Genomic DNA, 17,299 nt, shown 5'->3' on the forward strand with positions numbered 1-17,299 from the left:
AGGGTGGAAATGATGTTTTTCATTCTGTAGTTTTTAAAATTCAGGAAAGGCAATTTAAGACGTTTGGGGTAAGATTCCGGCAGAATAGTACAAACGGTCAATAGTTACCTGCGGGAGGGCTATCCGCGTATATAAAAGTGAAACTTACATCTTTAATTATTCTTAATTTCGGCGTTGACCCTCATAATCCGTACGAAACCAGTTTGAAGGAAAACGAAATACATAGAGACCTTTCGCTTTTTGCCCGCATTGCTGATGGCGATGAGGCTGCCTTTGAGCAGCTTTACCACCTCTACCTGCCTGAGCTCTACCCTGTTGTTTTCAATATCGTAAGAACGGAACTGCTGGTCAAAGACATTATCCAGGAAGTTTTCCTGTACCTGTGGATGGACAGGGAAAAGCTGAATGGCGTGGAGCAGCCCCGTCACTGGATCTTCCGGATTGCCTATAACCGCTCCTATACCTGGCTGAAAAAGCAGATCCTCCGTGAAAAAACGGCCCGTGAACTCCTGGATCAGCAGCCTGATCAGGCTGTTTCAGGTTCTACGGAAGAGGCCATAGGCTTTTCAGAAGCCGCCAGGCTGGTGATGGAGGCCATCAACCAGCTTCCGCCTAAAAGCCAGCAGATCTACCGCCTCAGCAGGGAGGCCGGCCTCAAACCCGCCGCCATAGCGGAACAGCTGGGGATGGACGTGCAGGCCGTAAAGAATTCGCTATACCGCTCCGGCAAAACCCTCAAAACCTGGCTGGCCGGCAAGGGTATCCTGGTTCCAATAGCCCTTCTTATCTCCCGTCTTTGATTTTTTATATTATCGAATGATTACTTTTTGAACTGCCGGCATACGTAGTTATGTACAGGCTTCCAACCATGCCTCAGGAAGGCTTTTAAACCTCATTCTAATTCTCCCAAAAAACAATCACGTGCAAACAGCAAACAGGCTTGAATATTTACTGGATAAGATGGAGCAGCGTACTGCTTCCGAAGCCGAGTGCCAGGAATTACTGAACCTTATCGATGCCGATGAGAGCGGAACCATCACGGAAAGGATCAATGCCTTTCATGCCGCCCGGCCAGACATAGTTCCACAGCCCGATTTCGAGGGCAGCCAGTGGAAACAAGGCATCCATGAGGTGCTGAACAAATACAAAACCCGTGAGAACACAATACCGGATGCGGCGCCCGTTGGCCGGCTCCGTTCGCTGAGAAGGATCGGATGGGCCGCTGCGGCCGTACTGGTCATTACAGCAGGTGCTTATTTATTCCTTACCATTAAGGAGACACCTACAGCCGTTGAGCCGGTGGGATTGGCGCAGCAGCAACCAATCCTGCCCGGCACAAACGGCGCCCGGCTCACACTGGCAGATGGATCCACCGTATCGCTTGATGATGCAAAGGATGGCCTCATCGCCGCACAACAGGGAGCCAACGCGGTACTGAAAAACGGATCGCTCAGTTATGCAGCAGCCAATGCCGGTGGTACAATAGTGTACAATACACTCAGTACTCCAAAAGGCAGGCAGTTCCATATGGAGCTGGCAGACGGTTCCAAAGTATGGCTGAATGCAGGCAGCTCCATTCGCTTCCCCACTGCATTCCAGGGCAGTGAAAGAAAAGTGGAAATAACTGGTGAAGCATATTTTGAAGTGGCGCCCAATTCGGCCAGCCCCTTCATCGTGAACGTGAATAACCGTGCAGCCATTGAAGTACTGGGCACCAGCTTCAATATAAATGCATACGATAATGAAGAACAACTCAGCACTACCCTCTTCAGCGGCAGTGTGAGAATGGCCAACAATGCAACCCATATTGCAAATACTGCAACTGTAGTATTGAAACCTGGCCAGCAGGGCCGCATGAACAATCACGGAAGTACAGCAGCAACAGGCATTTCAGTGAGCAGCGATATTGATACGGATAAGATCATTGCCTGGAAGAATGGATTTTTCAATTTCGGAAAAGCCAGTCTGCGTGAAGTGATGCGGCAGCTGGAACGCTGGTATGATATTGAAGTGGTGTACGAAAAAGATGTACCCAATCCACAGTTCATCGGGAAAATGACAAGAAATATCAGCCTGCAGGATCTCTTTCAGATCCTCGAAAGCTCAGAAGTGAATTTCAGGATCGAAGGAAAAAAAGTGATCGTAACTAAATAACATAAAACTTTTTTGATCTGTAAGATCACTAAAAAGCCGCCTTAGTCTGGTCCACTAGGCGGCGGAGTCTGGTGATCTGAATTTCGGTTTCACGAATTAAATAACCAAACAATGCAATGTAAGGAAAAAGAACTAAACCCCTGCCCGGGATGGACAGGCGGGCCTGCATTCCGCTGCCGGAAAACCCCGGTCAGGCCCGGAAAAAAATTCTGGTTAATAATGAAATTGACGATGTTTTTTATGCTGGCAGCTGCTCTCTCAGTGTCTGCCACTACAAAATCACAGACAGTTTCGCTGTCGGGGAAGAACCTTTCCCTCCTCTCGGTCTTCAATACCGTGGAGAAACAGACAGGTTATGTACTGTTCGCCAATCAGAGCGTTTTTGAACATTCGCGTGCCGTTTCCGTGGATGCCAGGAACATGCCGCTGGAAGCATTCCTGAAACAGGTGCTGAAAGACCAGCCCATCGATTTCTTCATCAAAGACAAAACCATTGTACTGAAGAAGAAGGCTGTCATATCAACACCGGAAACCATCCAACTCTTCACGCCAGCCCCCGAACCCATTACCGGTAAAGTAACTGATTCCACGGGAGCTCCTCTTGCAGGCGCCACCGTGAGCGTCCGCGGAAAAGACACCAGGGTAATGACTGATCCTAACGGTCAGTTCTCTATCAACGCTGAAGATGGTGATGTACTGCAGGTAACGTATGTAGGTTATGAAACCCTCAGCTACCGCCTCAAAGCCGGAACCACCTCGGTTTCCCTGATGATGGCCCCAAAGGTCTCCAGCGAAACGGAAGTAGTGGTGACCAGCTTCTCCACCGGTTATCAGAATGTACCTAAGGAAAGAGCCACCGGTTCTTTCGAGAAAATAGATAACAGGCTTTTCAACCGTACCACAGGACCATCCGTACTCGCCAGACTGGAAGGCATCGCCAATGGCGTGCAATTCCTTACACCTGGTTCCAATGATCCTGCCAATATCAGGGTGCGCGGTCTTTCCACCATCGAAGCCAACTCACGCCCGCTGATCGTTATCGATAATTTCCCTTATGAAGGAAACTACAGCAGCAGGGCCGGCAACGATTTCAGCAACCGCGTTGACCTCAGCTTCCTCAACCCGAACGATATCGAAGATATCACCATCCTCAAAGATGCAGCCGCAGCCTCCATCTGGGGTGCCCGCGCAGCCAACGGCGTGATTGTGATCACTACCAAAAAAGGAAGGTTCAATCAGAAAGCGCGTATCAATTTCTCACAGACCACTACCATCACAGATGTGCCTGATCTGCTGTACGACAAGAACCGCCTGCCTGCAGCAGCCATGATGGACATAGAGAAATACAGGTTCCAGAACCATACCATCTATGATCCCAATGCCAGCAGCAAAACAGTGATTCCCGAATATGCATACCTGTTACAAAAGCTGAAAGACGGCAAGATCGATCTCGCCACTTTCGAGGCTGAAGAGCAAAGACTGAAAGGTTCCGAAGTAAGGAACGACATCGAAAAATACCTCATGCAGCGCGGCGTACTGCAACAGTACTCGCTGAACGTAAGAGGTGGTGGACAGACGTACAACTATTATCTCTCTGCAGGGTACGACAGGAACCGTGGCACCAATATCGGGGACCGCGACGATCGTTTCAACATCAGCATGAACAACAGTTTCAAGCCGGTGGAAAACCTCACCATGCAGGCAGGCCTCAGCTATTCCCATACCAACAGGATCAATAACGGTGTTACCATCGGCGACCTCACCGCCGCCAACTCTATCGGCCTTTCTCCATACATGAGCCTGGTGGATGCCAATGGAAATCCTGCAAGCATCGTGAAAGACCTGAGCCAGCAATACAAGGATGAGCAGATGGCAGCCGGCCTGATGGACTGGAATTACCGCCCCATCGAAGAGATCAACCAGCGCAAGATCTCCGCTACCGGCCAGGAGCTTCGCCTCAATGCATCCATCAACTACAATTTCCTCAAGCGTTTCGACCTGGGTGTTCAATACCAGAACACCACAGGCTCCAACAACAATACTTCCCATTACTACAAGGAAAGCTATTATGTAAGGAATGTAGTGAATAAGTTCACCCGCGCCGATAACGGGTTGCAACAGGTGCCTTATGGTGATATCCTGATCGAAGGAAATCCATTCAAGACAAAATCAAACACTTTCAGAGCGCAACTCAACTACAATGAGAAGTTCGGTAGTGATCACGCAGTGAGCGCACTGGCTGGTTCAGAAGTAAGAGAGATCGTTCGCGAAAGCAGCCCCGGATATTATCTCTATGGCTATGATCCTGTGACCATGAGCGGCAAGCTCACTGAACTGGATGTACTCAATGTGAAACCTGTAAGGCCAGGTGGTAACCAGATGATCCCAAGCCAGTTCCCTCTCGAAAATCAGTTATCAAAATACACAGACCGCTTCCTCAGTTACTATACCAATGCCAGCTATACTTACAAAGGCAGGTATACCCTTACCGGTTCTGCACGCTGGGATGGCTCCAATCTCTTTGGTGTAAAATCCAATCAGAAATGGACGCCGCTCTGGTCATTCGGTGGAAAATGGGATATCGACAGGGAGAATTTCTATCATAGCGACTGGGTTCCGGGACTCGCACTGCGCGCCACTTATGGTATCGCCGGCAATGTTACCAATCTCGTGAGCCGTTACCCCGCAGGTGGCCTGCTGAGCAATAACAACACCAATCTTAACTATATCAGGGTAACTACAGTGGGTAATCCTTCGCTCCGCTGGGAACAGGTGAACACCCTGAACCTGGCTGTTGATTTCACGTTGAAGAACAACCGCATCAGTGGCAGCATCGAGTATTATGCAAAAAAATCGAGCGACCTGATCGGCGAAGATTACCTGGCTCCTTCCACTGGTATCATCACCGGCGGAACGGCGCAGAACAGCAAGAAGGTGAACTACGCCAACATGAAATCCGAGGGCTTCGACTTCAGGCTCAATACCAAGAATATCACCGGTGTTATCAACTGGAGCAGTATTTTTCTGTTGAGCACAGTTAAGAATGAAGTGACCAATGTATTTGTGAATCCCGGCAGAAGAACCCTGGAATACTTCAATGCGGCCCCTCCTCCTGTGATTGGAACCAGCAGGGACATGATCTATGCTATTCCCTGGCTCGGTCTGGACCCTCAGAACGGATTGCCCATCATGTACCTGAATGGCAACAAATCCACCAACTACAATACCTATGTGAACAATATGAAGAAGGAAGAGTTGATGAATGCAGGTGTGGCTGTACCTACCATGTTCGGCTCACTGCGGAATGAGATCAACTATAAGAATTTCGGTCTCTCCTTCCTCATCACCTGGAAAACAGGTCACGTGTTCCGCAGGAATTCCATGGCATCTGCCGCTGAATACTCCGGCACTTACCATATGGATTATTTCAAAAGATGGCAGCAGCCCGGTGATGAGAACAATACCTATGTACCAGCTTACCTGGCTACCGCTATTGCAGGATTGCCTACTTATTACAACAATACCAGTGTGCTGATCACCAAAGGGGATGTGGTGCGCCTGCAGGATATCGCGTTCACCTATGCATTGACGAAGATGAATTTCCCCCGCATGCCGTTTGAGCGTGTGAACCTGGTGGCCAATGTAAGGAATGTGGGCATGCTCTGGAAGGCCAATGATGAAGGCATCGATCCTGACTTCCCCAATGCACAGTATGTAACTCCCCGCACATTTGCGCTGGGCATTCAATTAGATTTTTAAAACTGTTACAATGAGATTCAAAACATATAGTGTTCTGATTGCGGCAGCCCTGGCCTTCAGCAGTTGCGGAAAGGAATTCCTGGAGGAGAAAAGAGACGCCAGAGAACTGATCATCCGTAATATCAACGATTACCAGGCCGTGCTGGACAACCAGACCATCATAAATACATTCTCTTCCGTATCACTGGCCCTGATGAGCGCCGGAGAGTTCACGCTCCCGGATAATGTGCTCACTACCTGGAAAGTGAACATGCCTTATGAGATCAATGGTTATCTCTGGGAGAAAGATATATTCAATGCGCTGGAATCTACCGACTGGAATAATTCCTGGCAGCGTATAATGCTGGCCAACCTGGCGCTGGATGTACAGAAAGTAACTCCCTCCAATGCCACAGAGCAGGCTACCTGGAACAACACGAAAGGAAGCGCACATTTCATCCGTGCGTTCTCTTTCTACCAGCTCGCGCAGCTTTTCATCAAACCTTATGATGCAGCTACCGCTGCAACAGACATAGGTCTTCCTCTCAGAACAGACTATGACGTTACTGTAAGATACCCTCAGTCTACAGTAGCCGAAACCTACAAATTCATCATTAAAGACCTGGAGGAAGCCATGCCACTGCTACCTGCCACGGCACTCAATGTAAACCGCCCGAGCAAAGCAGCTGCTGCCACTCTGCTTGCCAGGGTTTACATGCAGATGGGCAACTGGGATAAGGTGCTGGAATATTCCAACCAGGCGCTGACGATCAAGAGCACACTGGCTAATTTCAACACTCCTGGCTCCTGGCTCACGGCGACACAATTTGTGGCGGATTTCGGCAAAACCTATCCTGAAATGATCTGGTATTCACAGATCCACAAGCCCAGCTCCACCTACACGGGAATGGCTGCTTCGGCCGATGTACTGTCGCTTTACGAAGCTGATGATCTCAGGCGTACTGTTTTCTTCACCAAACTGCCTACCGATTCTTCTTTCAAAGGATCACTGGGCGGGCTGTACACCATATTCGCCGGTTATACTACCAGTGAAGTGTACCTGATCCGCGCAGAAGCGTATGCAAGGAAAGGACAGGTTGATCTGGCCATGGCCGATGTGAATGAGCTTCGTAAGAACAGGTTCCCTGCAGGCACTCCTGCCCTCACTATTACAGATGCCAACGATGCGCTCAAATATATCATCGATGAACGCAGGAGGGAACTGTACCTGAGAGGAACGAGATGGGAAGATCTCCGCAGGCTAAACAAAGAACCACAGTTTGCTACCACGCTCACACATACCTACCAGGGTAAAACATATGAGCTCAAACCCAATTCAGACAGGTATGTAATGCCATTACCTGACAATGAGATCCAGATAAACAATTATCCCCAAAACCCAAGATAACTCATGGTGTGCCCAGTCGCGCGACTGGGCACACTCTGAAAAGGCAGAAAGAAACAGAGATTTATGAGTGATAATATTGTAAAGATTGAGAACCTCAGTCACCGCTACTCGCGTGCCTGGGCCATTCAAAATATCAATCTGCAGATAGACCGCAAAGGCATTCTCGGGCTGCTTGGTTCCAATGGAGCCGGCAAGTCCACCACTATGAATATCCTCTGTGGCGTGCTTAACCAGACCGAAGGAACAGTGACCATCTGTGGCATCGATATGCGCAAGCATCCCAAAGAAGCCAAAAAGCAGATCGGTTTCCTGCCGCAGCATCCGCCACTCCACCTGGAGCTGACCATTCATGAATACCTCACGCATTGCGCGCATCTGCGCAGGATCGAAAGATCAAAAGTGAAGCAGGCCGTGGAAGAAGTGAAACAGAAATGTGGTGTGGCCCATTTCAGCGACCGACTGCTGAAAAACCTCTCTGGAGGCTACCGCCAGCGCGTGGGCATTGCACAGGCCATCATCCATAAACCACAGCTGGTGGTGCTGGATGAACCTACGAATGGTCTCGACCCCAACCAGATCCTGGAAGTACGCAAGCTTATCCGCGAGATCGCCGAAGAACGCGCAGTGATCTTCTCCACCCATATCCTGAGTGAAGTGCAGGTGCTCTGCCGGGACATTGTGATGATAGAAAAAGGAAAGATCGTTTTTGCAGACAGTATGGAAGCCTTCAACAACTATATCGAGCCCAATGGCGTGCAGGTATGGTTCAGCAATATGCCATCCCGCGAAGAACTGCTGCAGGTCCCCGGTGTGAAAGACGCCGTGATCCAGTCGGAGAACAGCGCCAGGCTGGTGATAGACAGGAACCCGGCCATCTGTGAGACCATCATAGAAGTGAGCGTGGCAAAGGGCTGGAAGATGAGAGAGATCGGTCTTGAAAAGAGCTCTCTCGACGATATTTTTAAACAATTGTCTTCTTAGTGGGCAGCAAATAATCAACTTATTTATGCGAGTTTCTTTACGGATCGCTAAACAGGAATTAGCATCACTCTTTTATTCACCCATCGCCTGGTTCATCCTGGTGATCTTCACCGTACAGTTCGGTATTGCCTTTACCGGCAAAATGGAAATGTATGTGTCGTACAGGAACCTGGGGTACAACACATTCAACCTCACCGATTATATTTTCACCAACGGGCAAACACCCGGACTGCTCCTGACCGTGCAGAGCCAGCTCTACCTGTTCATTCCCCTGATCACCATGGGGCTGATCAGCCGCGAGATCAGCAGTGGTTCTATAAAATTATTGCAGTCCTCCCCCATCAGTGTGGCAGAGATCGTGTTCGGAAAGTATATCGGCATCATGGCCTATGCACTGCTGTTCATTGTATTGCTGCTCGCCTATGTGATCACAGCATCGTTCTTCATCCCGAATTTTGAAATGAGCTGGATGCTGAGTGGAATACTGGGACTGACCCTATTGCTGAGCGCCTATGCGGCCATCGGACTTTTCCTTTCGAGCCTCACAGCCTACCAGGTGGTGGCCGCCCTGAGCACCCTGGCAGTGCTCACCTTCCTGCACTATATCGGCAGCCTCTGGCAGGATATCGATTTCGTCCGTCATATCACCTACTTCCTGTCGGTAAGCGGAAAAGCGGACAGCATGATCTATGGCCTGATCCGCAGCAAAGACATCGTATACTTTGTAGTGGTGATCACGCTTTTCCTGGGGCTAACCATGCTGAAACTCCAAAGCGGCCGGGAAAGCAAATCATTCGCCGTTCAGGCAACACGATACCTGCTGCTCATTGCAGTCTGCATCGGCATCGGTTATATCAGCGCATTGCCGAAGTTCACTGGTTATGCAGATACTACTTCACAGCATATCCGTACCCTGCATCCCATCAGCCAGGAAGTGATGAAAGGGCTGAAAGAGCCACTGGAGATCACCACCTATGTGAACCTGCTGGATAAAGACTATAATGTAGGCGCGAAGAAACAACGCAATAACGATCTTACCCGCTTTGAACAGTACCAGCGTTTTCATCCTGCATTGAAGATGAACTACGTATACTACTATGATACTACCGATAATAAATCGCTTTTCTCCAACAAGATCAACAGCGGCCTGACACTGAAAGCTGTAGCGGAGAATGTTGCAGAAAGTAATAAGCTTGATCTGAGTGATTTCCTCAGCCCGCAGGAGATAAAAAAAGAAATCAATCTGAAAGAAGAAGGAAATCGTTTTGTACGTGTGCTGAAAAGCGGCGACAAAAAGACCTGGCTCCGCCTTTACAACGACTTTTTCAAACATCCCGGAGAGCCCAATATTGTTGCCGCCATCAAGCTGCTGGAACAGGGACCTTCCCGCATTGCTTTTGTAACAGGAAATGATCTGAGAAGCATCAGGGACAACAGCGACCGGGGCTACCGTTCAAGCACAAGCGAAAAAACGCAGCGGAACACTTTGGTGAACAATGGCTTTCAGCCGGTATCCGTTGATCTGAAAACAGGGCCTGTTCCTACAGGCATCGATGCGCTGGTGATTGCCGATCCCCGCAGCAGTTTTTCGCCCGAAGAACTGGCGAAGATCAAAGAATATATCGATAACGGCGGTAACCTGCTGGTAACGGCAGAAGGTGAATTCCAGGAGTATCTCAGGCCTGTACTGGACCCGTTGGGCATTCAGTTCCTGAAAGGAACCGTAGCGCAGACCAATGAAGGCATGGCTGCCAATATCGTGTACAGCTACTTTACTGATGATGCCGGGATACTGGGAGATGAATACAAAAAAAGGGCGAAGGATTCAACCTGGAAAGTGGTAATGCTGGGTGCAGGCGCCATAGAATGCAAGCCTGCTGCTGATTTCAAAGCGATGCCTTTACTGGTTACCCATACAGAAAAAAGCTGGCTGAAGGCAAAGAAGATTGAAACGGATTCTCTCCGTACGGTATTCAATGCGGCTGAAGGAGATCTTAAAGTACCTGTGAATACAGCCTGGGCGCTCACACGCAATGTGAATGGCCGGCAACAGAAGATCGCCGTGCTCTCCGATGCGGACTTTATCAGCAACCTGGAGCTGAGCACATTCAGAAAAACAAGCGGTAATAAAAATACACAGTTCTATAACGGAATTTTCAACTGGTTCAGCGATGGAAAATATCCCGTTTCCATTCCTGCCAAAGAACCTGTAGATAATGAAATTACGCTCACCACCAAAGGTGTAGCCTGGTTGAAGGTATTCTATCTGTATGCAATACCTGCGGCCATCCTGATCGGCGGCATCATGCTGTTATTCTTCCGAAGGAGGAAGTAACAGCCAGCCATGGAAACAACCCGGAAGGATGTTGCTATCTGTACCCTATGATCTGCACGCATCCTCCGGGTTTTCCTTTTCAATACGGTATGGATAACCTGCAACAGTTCTTCGCGGGTGGTGTTCTTCAGCACATAACCCGAACCATTTCAGATATTTACTACGATCATCACTGAACTTCCTTTGCCGGGTGCCGACCTGATATCGATCTTCCCTTTCAAAAAATCCACACGGTTACGGATATATTCCAGGCCAGTGCCTGGTGAACCTCCGGGGGAACCTGGTTCAAAACCCATCCCATCATCTTCCACGGTAAGCGTAATATGTCTGTCGGTTCTCGACAACCGGATGACTGCACTGCGGGCCGCAGCATGCCTGATGATATTATTCATCAGTTCCTCTACCGCGCGGAACAGGGCAATGGCTGTTGAGTGCGCTATCTGCGCATCATTCAGGCCAGTACTCTGGTAATTCACATTCAGGGTACCTGCTTTATCGATATCTGCCAAGAAATCCTGCAATGCCTTATCCAGTCCGTATCTGAACAGTACTTCAGGCATCAGGTCATTCGCCACCCTGCGTATTTCCCGGAGGCTGCTGTCAAGCATATCGATGCTTCTTTCAAATGCCTGCATATTTTCAGGGCTCATGATCAGGTTACCTCTCATAATGATGAAGGAGTGTTAGTTGATGGTTGGTATGCAAATAAAATCAATTATGTACGGTGGACATCTCCTGTTTTTCCATGATCTTTTTTCTGCATAAAATCCCTCTTTTACGGGATGGAAAAGCATTTTTCAATGCGCAATTTTACCGGAGCAAACAATCCCTTTATTCTCAAATAACAAGGTACTCATGACTAACATCCTCAAATCTGTTCTTCTACCCATTCTCATTTGCAGCGGTCTGGCAGTAAATGCCCAGTCCAAAGGCAAGGCCAAAGAAAAAGAAAAAGCTCCCACCAAAAGCGAGCTGGAGCAGGCCATGAAAGAGGCCCAGCAAATGATGGACGAGCTCGATCCGGAAGCAAAAAAAATGATGGACAGCATGGGCATCAAAGTGGATTTCAAGGCTGCGAAAAAAAATGCTGCTGCGGCTACTGATGAAGGAATGAAGGCTGCTTTTGAAGATGAGAACAGGATCGTTCCCAGGAAGGATGCGGCCAGGATCGCCGCTATTGCCCCTACACCCTCCAATGATAAAATGAGCGCCTTCATCAGCAGCACGCATTCAAAAGTAATGGCTTCAATAAGCCCTGATGTAAAGGCCACTGCTGCCAAACTCTATACGAAACTGGCAGCCACCAACAGCAGCGCGGTTTACCTGGGCAATGCAGCTGTCAATTGCTGGTTGCTGGGTTACCCGGAAGCTGCACTGTTCCTGATGGGAAAAGCCTGCGAAGCAGCTCCCGGCAACACCAACAATATCAGTAATTATGCGGCCATGTTGAGTATGCTGGGTGGACAAGACCTGGCGTTGCCGTTGTTGCTGAACCTGAATAAGCGTTTCCCCAAAAACAGTACCCTGCTCAATAATATCGGACAGGCCTGGTTTGGATTGGGCGATATTCCAAAGGCAGAGAAATATATCGACAGCGCCCTGAACATTTATCCATCACATCCGCAGGCCAATGTTACCAAAGCCAGTATTGAAGAAAACAAAGGCAATACCGCTGCAGCTATTGCAGCCATGAAGCGTTCCGTAAAAAGAGGATACACAGATGAGAAAGAAGAAAAATTACGCAAGCTGGGATATAAAGCCGGTCCGGATGATTTTCCCATTCCCGGTCCAAAGAAAGCAGACCCGTTAAACCTGGGTGGCTTCTTCCCTCCTGCCTTTCCCAGGTCTGTAGCGGAATGTATTGCGCTCGGGAAAGACTGGAAGGCGTTCCGTGCATCGATTGACAGTCGTCTCGAAAAGCTGAAGGAAGAAGAGAAAAAATTACAGGCGGTGGCAGAACAGGCGCAGCAGGACAGGATGCAGAGAGATATCAGGATGGTGAATGCAGCAATGACTGATCCCAGCGCTATCAACAGGTTCGCTTCTGTTACGCTCTACGGAAGCAGAGCCAGCCGCAAGCTGAAAATGTCTCTGGAGACATACGCAATAAAACTGGAAAATTACAGCAAACGGGTGGCTTCCTGGATCAGTACTGAAGGCATAAGACTGGAAAAAGAATACAATGACGTAATGGCTAAACTGCGCGATGAAGAATTTGAACAAAGCGGTGAAGGCAAAGCTAACGCTGACTTCTGTCCGAAATACCGTGATGCCAGTAACAAGTTCCTGAAAGCTTACAATGGCCAGACAGAGGTTTTCTTCAAAGAATACTTACAGATCGAGAAAGAAATGCTCAATGAAAGTGGCCACTGGGAGCTGTATATCCATTGGGCAGAGGCATTCGAGCTGCGTAAAAATCAGATCAAGCAGCAGTGGCTGAAAGACCTCTATGCTGGCCCTCCTGCTACTTTCAAAAGCATTACGGAGTTCGACTGTGTAGAACCACTTTTAGGCAAACTCGGTCCCCTGGCCAATTTTGATGATGTGGCCTGTCAGTATCATACAGAATTCAAACTTCCGATGGGTAAGCTCAACTTCGATTGCAGCAAGTCAGTAGGGGAATTCGATGCTGGTGTGCTTGCTTTCAAAATGCAACTGGATGCCGATAAAAAAAACTGGTCTGAAAAGTTTGTAAGCTGTACCGTGGAAGTAGGCGCAAAGATCGACCGTGACGTGGAAGTCGGCCCGGTGAATGTGGGCGCGGAAGCCGGAGTAAGGGTTGGTGTTGAGGTTGACAGAGGCGGTATGAAGGATGTTTACGTGACCGGTGGTGCAGAGGGTGGTGTAAAGATCGGCGACCTGGGGCCTTCAGGTGGCATGGAAGGAAAGATCAGCATTATCAGCGGCAAAGGATCGATAGGTGGCGCCGGAATATTCAAGAAATAAACATTAACCATAAAACCGCTCTCATGAAATCACTATTTATTTTATTGTTATTACCATTTGCAGCATTCAGTCAGCAGGTGGAAAATTTCGGAAAATTCAAATCTGCGGAAGGCGTCCAGATCAGCGGCACATCACTGGCAAAGGGCTATGAAAAGCAGCTCGAAGTGAATAACCTGAAAGGTACACCGGCGGGCAATAATACCACCCTTCGTTTCGAGATCCCTACCTCTCCTGCTACTGCACAATTCCGGAATGCGCTCAACAGCGGCAAGAAACTGCCAACGGGTGAGATCATTGTTACCGTTCCGGGTGAGCGCCGTACGCTGGACCACAGGATCATCATGCAGGATATTGAAGTGGTGCAGTGCAGTGATGGCAATGGCAATACCCAGCTGGAATTGAAAGCCGGAAGGATCGGCTGGGTGTATTACACAACAGACAAGCGTGGCAAGTCAAAGGTCAGCAGCAAGGCTGGCTGGGATCTCGCTGCGAATGATACCTGGACTGATTTTTAGGTTAGTGGGATAACGGCATAGCTTATCTGTTCTTCGCGATGGATAAGTTCACCGGTACTGATCGAATAATCCACCTGAACAAGCATCGATGCTTGCCGGGAGTTGCTTTAACCGGCACGGCTATATCAAGGCCGTGCCGGTTGCTTTTTTGGGTAATGTAAGCCCGGCAGTACAGAAGATATCACCCAGAGGCGCCAATCCGATCAATGCAATGGCAAAAGGTTCGGATGCTGGTGTAATTATTGAAGCAGAAACATAAAAGTACGAATATGAAAAATCTATTATCCCTCCTGGCTGGTTGCATGATAGTTGGAGCGGTGAACGCACAGGCTGACAGTTGCCGGCAGCAGTACATCAAAACACCAACGGGTTACCTGATGGTCCTCCGGCAGGGCGAAAATGTTTTTTCGGCCATTGAACAACTGGCCATTCTTGAAAAGATCCCAGCTGCCAATTTTATGGGGATGGGGTTTGCGGGGACTGCTACTTTTGGTTTTTACGATGCGAAGAAAAAAGCATTTGATCCCGGAGAGTTTAAAGATGTGGAGATGGGCAGTGTTACGGGATCCATTGCGTGGAGTAATGATAAGCCTTCTTTACATATTCATGGAGTAGCAACGGACAGGGAGTTCAAGGCTTATGGAGGTCATCTGCTGGCTATGACGGTGGGTACGGGATCGATGGAAATTACTGTGATTGTTCACAACCAGAAACTTGAAAGAAAAGTGGAGCAACCGCTGAACGCGAACGTGCTGCAGTTGCCCCCCTGTGAAAAGAAATAGATCCGGCTTATGCAGGAACTGCTACGGCTTGTTTAACCAGTTGCACTTCTGCGTTGATCTTCACTTCATCACTTAATGCCACGCCGCCGGTTTCGAGTACAGAGTTGAAATTGATGCCCCATTCGCTGCGTTTGATCTTGCCTGTTACGGTAAAGCCTGCTCTTTCGGTTCCCCATGGATCCTTGGTTACGCCGCTGTACTCTACATTCAGTTTCACTGGTTTTGTAATGCCTTTGAGGGAAAGATCGCCCACCAGGGTGAAGCTTTCGCTGCCCGCATCTTCCACTTTAGTGGATGTGAATACCAGCTGAGGATGATTTTCCGTATCGAAGAAATCACCATTACGCAGGTGACCGTCTCTTTGCTCGTTATTGGTGGAGATGGAGTTCATGTCTGCCGTTAGGCGTACCTGTGCAGTGGTGAGATTCTCCCCTGCTGTTTCCATTTCAACCTGAAAATTTTTGATGGCACCGGAAACATTGGTGATCATCAGGTGTTTAATCTTGAAGCCAAGTTCGCTGTGGAGTGGATCAAGAAGCCATTTTGTATTTGCCATAAAATCTTGTTTTATTTTTTGATTTTTACAATACAAAATTAGATGGCATGCAGCAGGGAAAGTACAAGCTATCCAAAAGGTAAGTACTAACCTGCAGGTTAGTGATATGTTTGTGGATGTGATAAAAATGAAGTATATTTTTCTTTATAAATGTTGCTGTATGAGCTTTGCACGCCTGATAACGGTTCTATCTTTTCTTCTTTCAGTAACAGCCTGTAACAATATGGGAGACAAAGCCGGCAAGCTCGCGGAAAAGGCAGAGAAATCCCTTGCGGAAACGTATGCTGCAATGGAGGATGCGATTGACCGGACAAAAGAAAAGACAGGTAAGAAACTGGACAAAATAATTCCGGCGTACGACTCCGGCAAACCTGATACAGAAAATAACAGGAACCGATTTTATGATCACCTCAAGGTGAAACCGGGAAAAGACGTAAACGGCATTTACAGTTTCGGAGATTATATGGGAATCGATTACAAGGTAATGCTTGCCTTCGAAGCGGATCAGTCCACTATTGACAGCATCGTTTCCAGGAAAAGCCTGAATCTTTCCAGTGAGGTGCACATCGAAAGTCTGTTAGCGGGATATGAATTTCCGTGGTGGGATAAGAAAAGGATCGGCAAGATCAAACCTTATAAAAAGATGGATGAACTTGAATACTATGAGTACCTGTGGTATGATAAGAAAACGAAGAAGGCCTGGTACGTGGAATATAGCATGTAAATCATAATAAAAGAAAAAACGCTCATCCGGGTGCCGGCTGAGCGTTTTTTCTTTTACAGGAGGATCTATTTTTTAGATAGTAAAGACACTTTATTGCCTTCCGAATCGATGAAAGTGGCCATATATCCGATCACCTTCGACACGAAAGTTTTTGGGGTAATAATCACCCCACCTTCTTTTTCGACCCGGGCAAGTTCCTGGTCAATATCGTTCATTCTGGAGTCCAGGTACACCATCACCTCACCAGGAGCAATCACTCCATTCTGCTGTTCGATGAGAGCTCCATTGAGGCCGGATTGTCCATCAGAATCAGGAAAACAGGCCAGATCTACCGAACCGGTCGGAAAATCAAGCATTTTTCTGGACAATTTGATGTTGAAGACGGATTCATAGAACCTTACAGCTCTTTCCATCATTTTCACTGGGATCTCGAAGAGGAAGTGCAGGTTATCTTTCATTCCGTGTGGTTTTGTTATAATTGTGCAAATTTCCTGCCAGTAGAATTAATGTGGAAAATTTGAAGATTTGTTGCTAACTTATTGAGAATTTATTACTTTTGCAGCCCTTCAGGACCGGTAGCTCAGCTGGATAGAGCAGCTGCCTTCTAAGCAGCAGGTCATTGGTTCGAATCCAATCCGGTTCACCAGCCCATTCAATTGCTACTGATTTTCAGTCGATTAAATGGGCTTTTTTATATCTACGGACTTTTCACGGACTTATTCCAAAAATTATTGATAATTCTACCTTTGCTGCATGGCCTACAGAGACATGAGATACCAGGATAGCGTGCGAGTGCTCGTACTGAGTGGAGATATTACATTCTTCTCCCAGATCCTCGATCCGAGGTTAGCCGGCATAGCCCCGGTAGCCGCAGCAGCTGGTATGCGCAGTCAGCGCTTCAACCAGATCCGGAAAGAAGGTTTGAATTTTTCGGCTGAGGAGATCGCCGGCATGGCGGCGCATTTCGGGCTCACTCAAAAGAAGATGCGGGAACTGATCGATGCAGACCCTGCCAGGGAAAACCAGTCACATAAAGGAGATAAATCATAAGGAGGATGGCGGCCAGCATTACCAGAAACAAAAGGAATTCATTCTTTGTTTTCTCATATACCCAAAATCCGGCAGCTGCGCCCAGTACAATTGCCACGGTAATCAGTATA

At 48.2% G+C, this 17,299-nt stretch carries 14 protein-coding genes and 1 tRNA gene; 12 read left to right on the top strand and 3 right to left on the bottom strand.

The window, feature by feature from the left end:
- The first annotated feature begins 203 nt into the window (after positions 1-203).
- From ACTHMC_RS16915 to ACTHMC_RS16940, 6 genes are all read left to right on the top strand, one after another.
- Positions 204-800 carry an RNA polymerase sigma factor gene (locus ACTHMC_RS16915; RefSeq protein ID WP_440414803.1) on the top strand — a complete coding sequence of 199 codons (597 nt, stop codon included), beginning with the start codon at positions 204-206 and terminating at the stop codon, positions 798-800.
- A 121-nt stretch (positions 801-921) separates the two neighbouring features.
- On the top strand, positions 922-2,154 hold the full coding sequence (locus ACTHMC_RS16920; RefSeq protein WP_440414805.1) for a FecR domain-containing protein: 1,233 nt from the start codon (positions 922-924) through the stop codon (positions 2,152-2,154).
- A gap of 219 nt (positions 2,155-2,373) precedes the next feature.
- Positions 2,374-5,913: a SusC/RagA family TonB-linked outer membrane protein gene (locus ACTHMC_RS16925; protein WP_440414806.1), complete on the top strand. Its 3,540-nt coding sequence runs from the start codon at positions 2,374-2,376 to the stop codon at positions 5,911-5,913.
- A 10-nt stretch (positions 5,914-5,923) separates the two neighbouring features.
- Positions 5,924-7,300, top strand: coding sequence for a RagB/SusD family nutrient uptake outer membrane protein (locus ACTHMC_RS16930; RefSeq protein WP_440414808.1), 1,377 nt, complete (start codon positions 5,924-5,926; stop codon positions 7,298-7,300).
- A 63-nt stretch (positions 7,301-7,363) separates the two neighbouring features.
- A complete protein-coding gene (locus ACTHMC_RS16935) occupies positions 7,364-8,281 on the top strand; it encodes an ABC transporter ATP-binding protein (RefSeq protein ID WP_440414810.1) in 918 nt (305 codons plus the stop codon).
- Between the two features lie 25 nt (positions 8,282-8,306).
- Positions 8,307-10,616 carry a Gldg family protein gene (locus ACTHMC_RS16940; protein ID WP_440414811.1) on the top strand — a complete coding sequence of 770 codons (2,310 nt, stop codon included), beginning with the start codon at positions 8,307-8,309 and terminating at the stop codon, positions 10,614-10,616.
- Positions 10,617-10,765: 149 nt separating this feature from the next.
- On the opposite strand, the gene ACTHMC_RS16945 is transcribed toward ACTHMC_RS16940, so the two are convergent.
- The gene (locus ACTHMC_RS16945; protein WP_440414813.1) at positions 10,766-11,284 is read right to left on the bottom strand and encodes a sensor histidine kinase; all 519 of its coding nucleotides are present in this window, start codon (positions 11,282-11,284) and stop codon (positions 10,766-10,768) included.
- Between the two features lie 187 nt (positions 11,285-11,471).
- Here ACTHMC_RS16945 and ACTHMC_RS16950 point away from each other — a divergent pair, with 187 nt between their 5' ends.
- The 3 genes from ACTHMC_RS16950 (at position 11,472) to ACTHMC_RS16960 (ending at position 14,859) form a co-directional block, all read left to right on the top strand.
- A complete protein-coding gene (locus tag ACTHMC_RS16950) occupies positions 11,472-13,562 on the top strand; it encodes a tetratricopeptide repeat protein (protein ID WP_440414814.1) in 2,091 nt (696 codons plus the stop codon).
- Positions 13,563-13,585: 23 nt separating this feature from the next.
- The gene (locus ACTHMC_RS16955) at positions 13,586-14,077 is read left to right on the top strand and encodes a hypothetical protein (RefSeq protein WP_440414816.1); all 492 of its coding nucleotides are present in this window, start codon (positions 13,586-13,588) and stop codon (positions 14,075-14,077) included.
- Positions 14,078-14,346: 269 nt separating this feature from the next.
- Positions 14,347-14,859, top strand: a complete 513-nt coding sequence (locus tag ACTHMC_RS16960) for a PPC domain-containing DNA-binding protein (protein WP_440414817.1) — start codon at positions 14,347-14,349, stop codon at positions 14,857-14,859.
- A 7-nt stretch (positions 14,860-14,866) separates the two neighbouring features.
- On the opposite strand, the gene ACTHMC_RS16965 is transcribed toward ACTHMC_RS16960, so the two are convergent.
- Positions 14,867-15,415, bottom strand: a complete 549-nt coding sequence (locus ACTHMC_RS16965) for a YceI family protein (RefSeq protein WP_440414818.1) — start codon at positions 15,413-15,415, stop codon at positions 14,867-14,869.
- A 160-nt stretch (positions 15,416-15,575) separates the two neighbouring features.
- On the opposite strand from ACTHMC_RS16965, the gene ACTHMC_RS16970 reads away from it, so the two are divergent.
- Entirely contained in the window at positions 15,576-16,139 is a 564-nt protein-coding gene (locus ACTHMC_RS16970) for a hypothetical protein (protein WP_440414819.1), read from the top strand.
- A 65-nt stretch (positions 16,140-16,204) separates the two neighbouring features.
- Here ACTHMC_RS16970 and ACTHMC_RS16975 read toward each other — a convergent pair whose 3' ends face one another.
- Positions 16,205-16,597 carry a VOC family protein gene (locus tag ACTHMC_RS16975; RefSeq protein ID WP_440414821.1) on the bottom strand — a complete coding sequence of 131 codons (393 nt, stop codon included), beginning with the start codon at positions 16,595-16,597 and terminating at the stop codon, positions 16,205-16,207.
- A 111-nt stretch (positions 16,598-16,708) separates the two neighbouring features.
- Here ACTHMC_RS16975 and ACTHMC_RS16980 point away from each other — a divergent pair.
- Positions 16,709-16,785: transfer RNA gene (locus ACTHMC_RS16980), tRNA-Arg, on the top strand.
- A 107-nt stretch (positions 16,786-16,892) separates the two neighbouring features.
- A complete protein-coding gene (locus ACTHMC_RS16985; protein ID WP_440414823.1) occupies positions 16,893-17,189 on the top strand; it encodes a hypothetical protein in 297 nt (98 codons plus the stop codon).
- Positions 17,190-17,299 lie beyond the last annotated feature (110 nt).

The sequence above is a fragment of the Pseudobacter sp. genome (assembly GCF_051955275.1).
Classification (GTDB): domain Bacteria; phylum Bacteroidota; class Bacteroidia; order Chitinophagales; family Chitinophagaceae; genus Pseudobacter.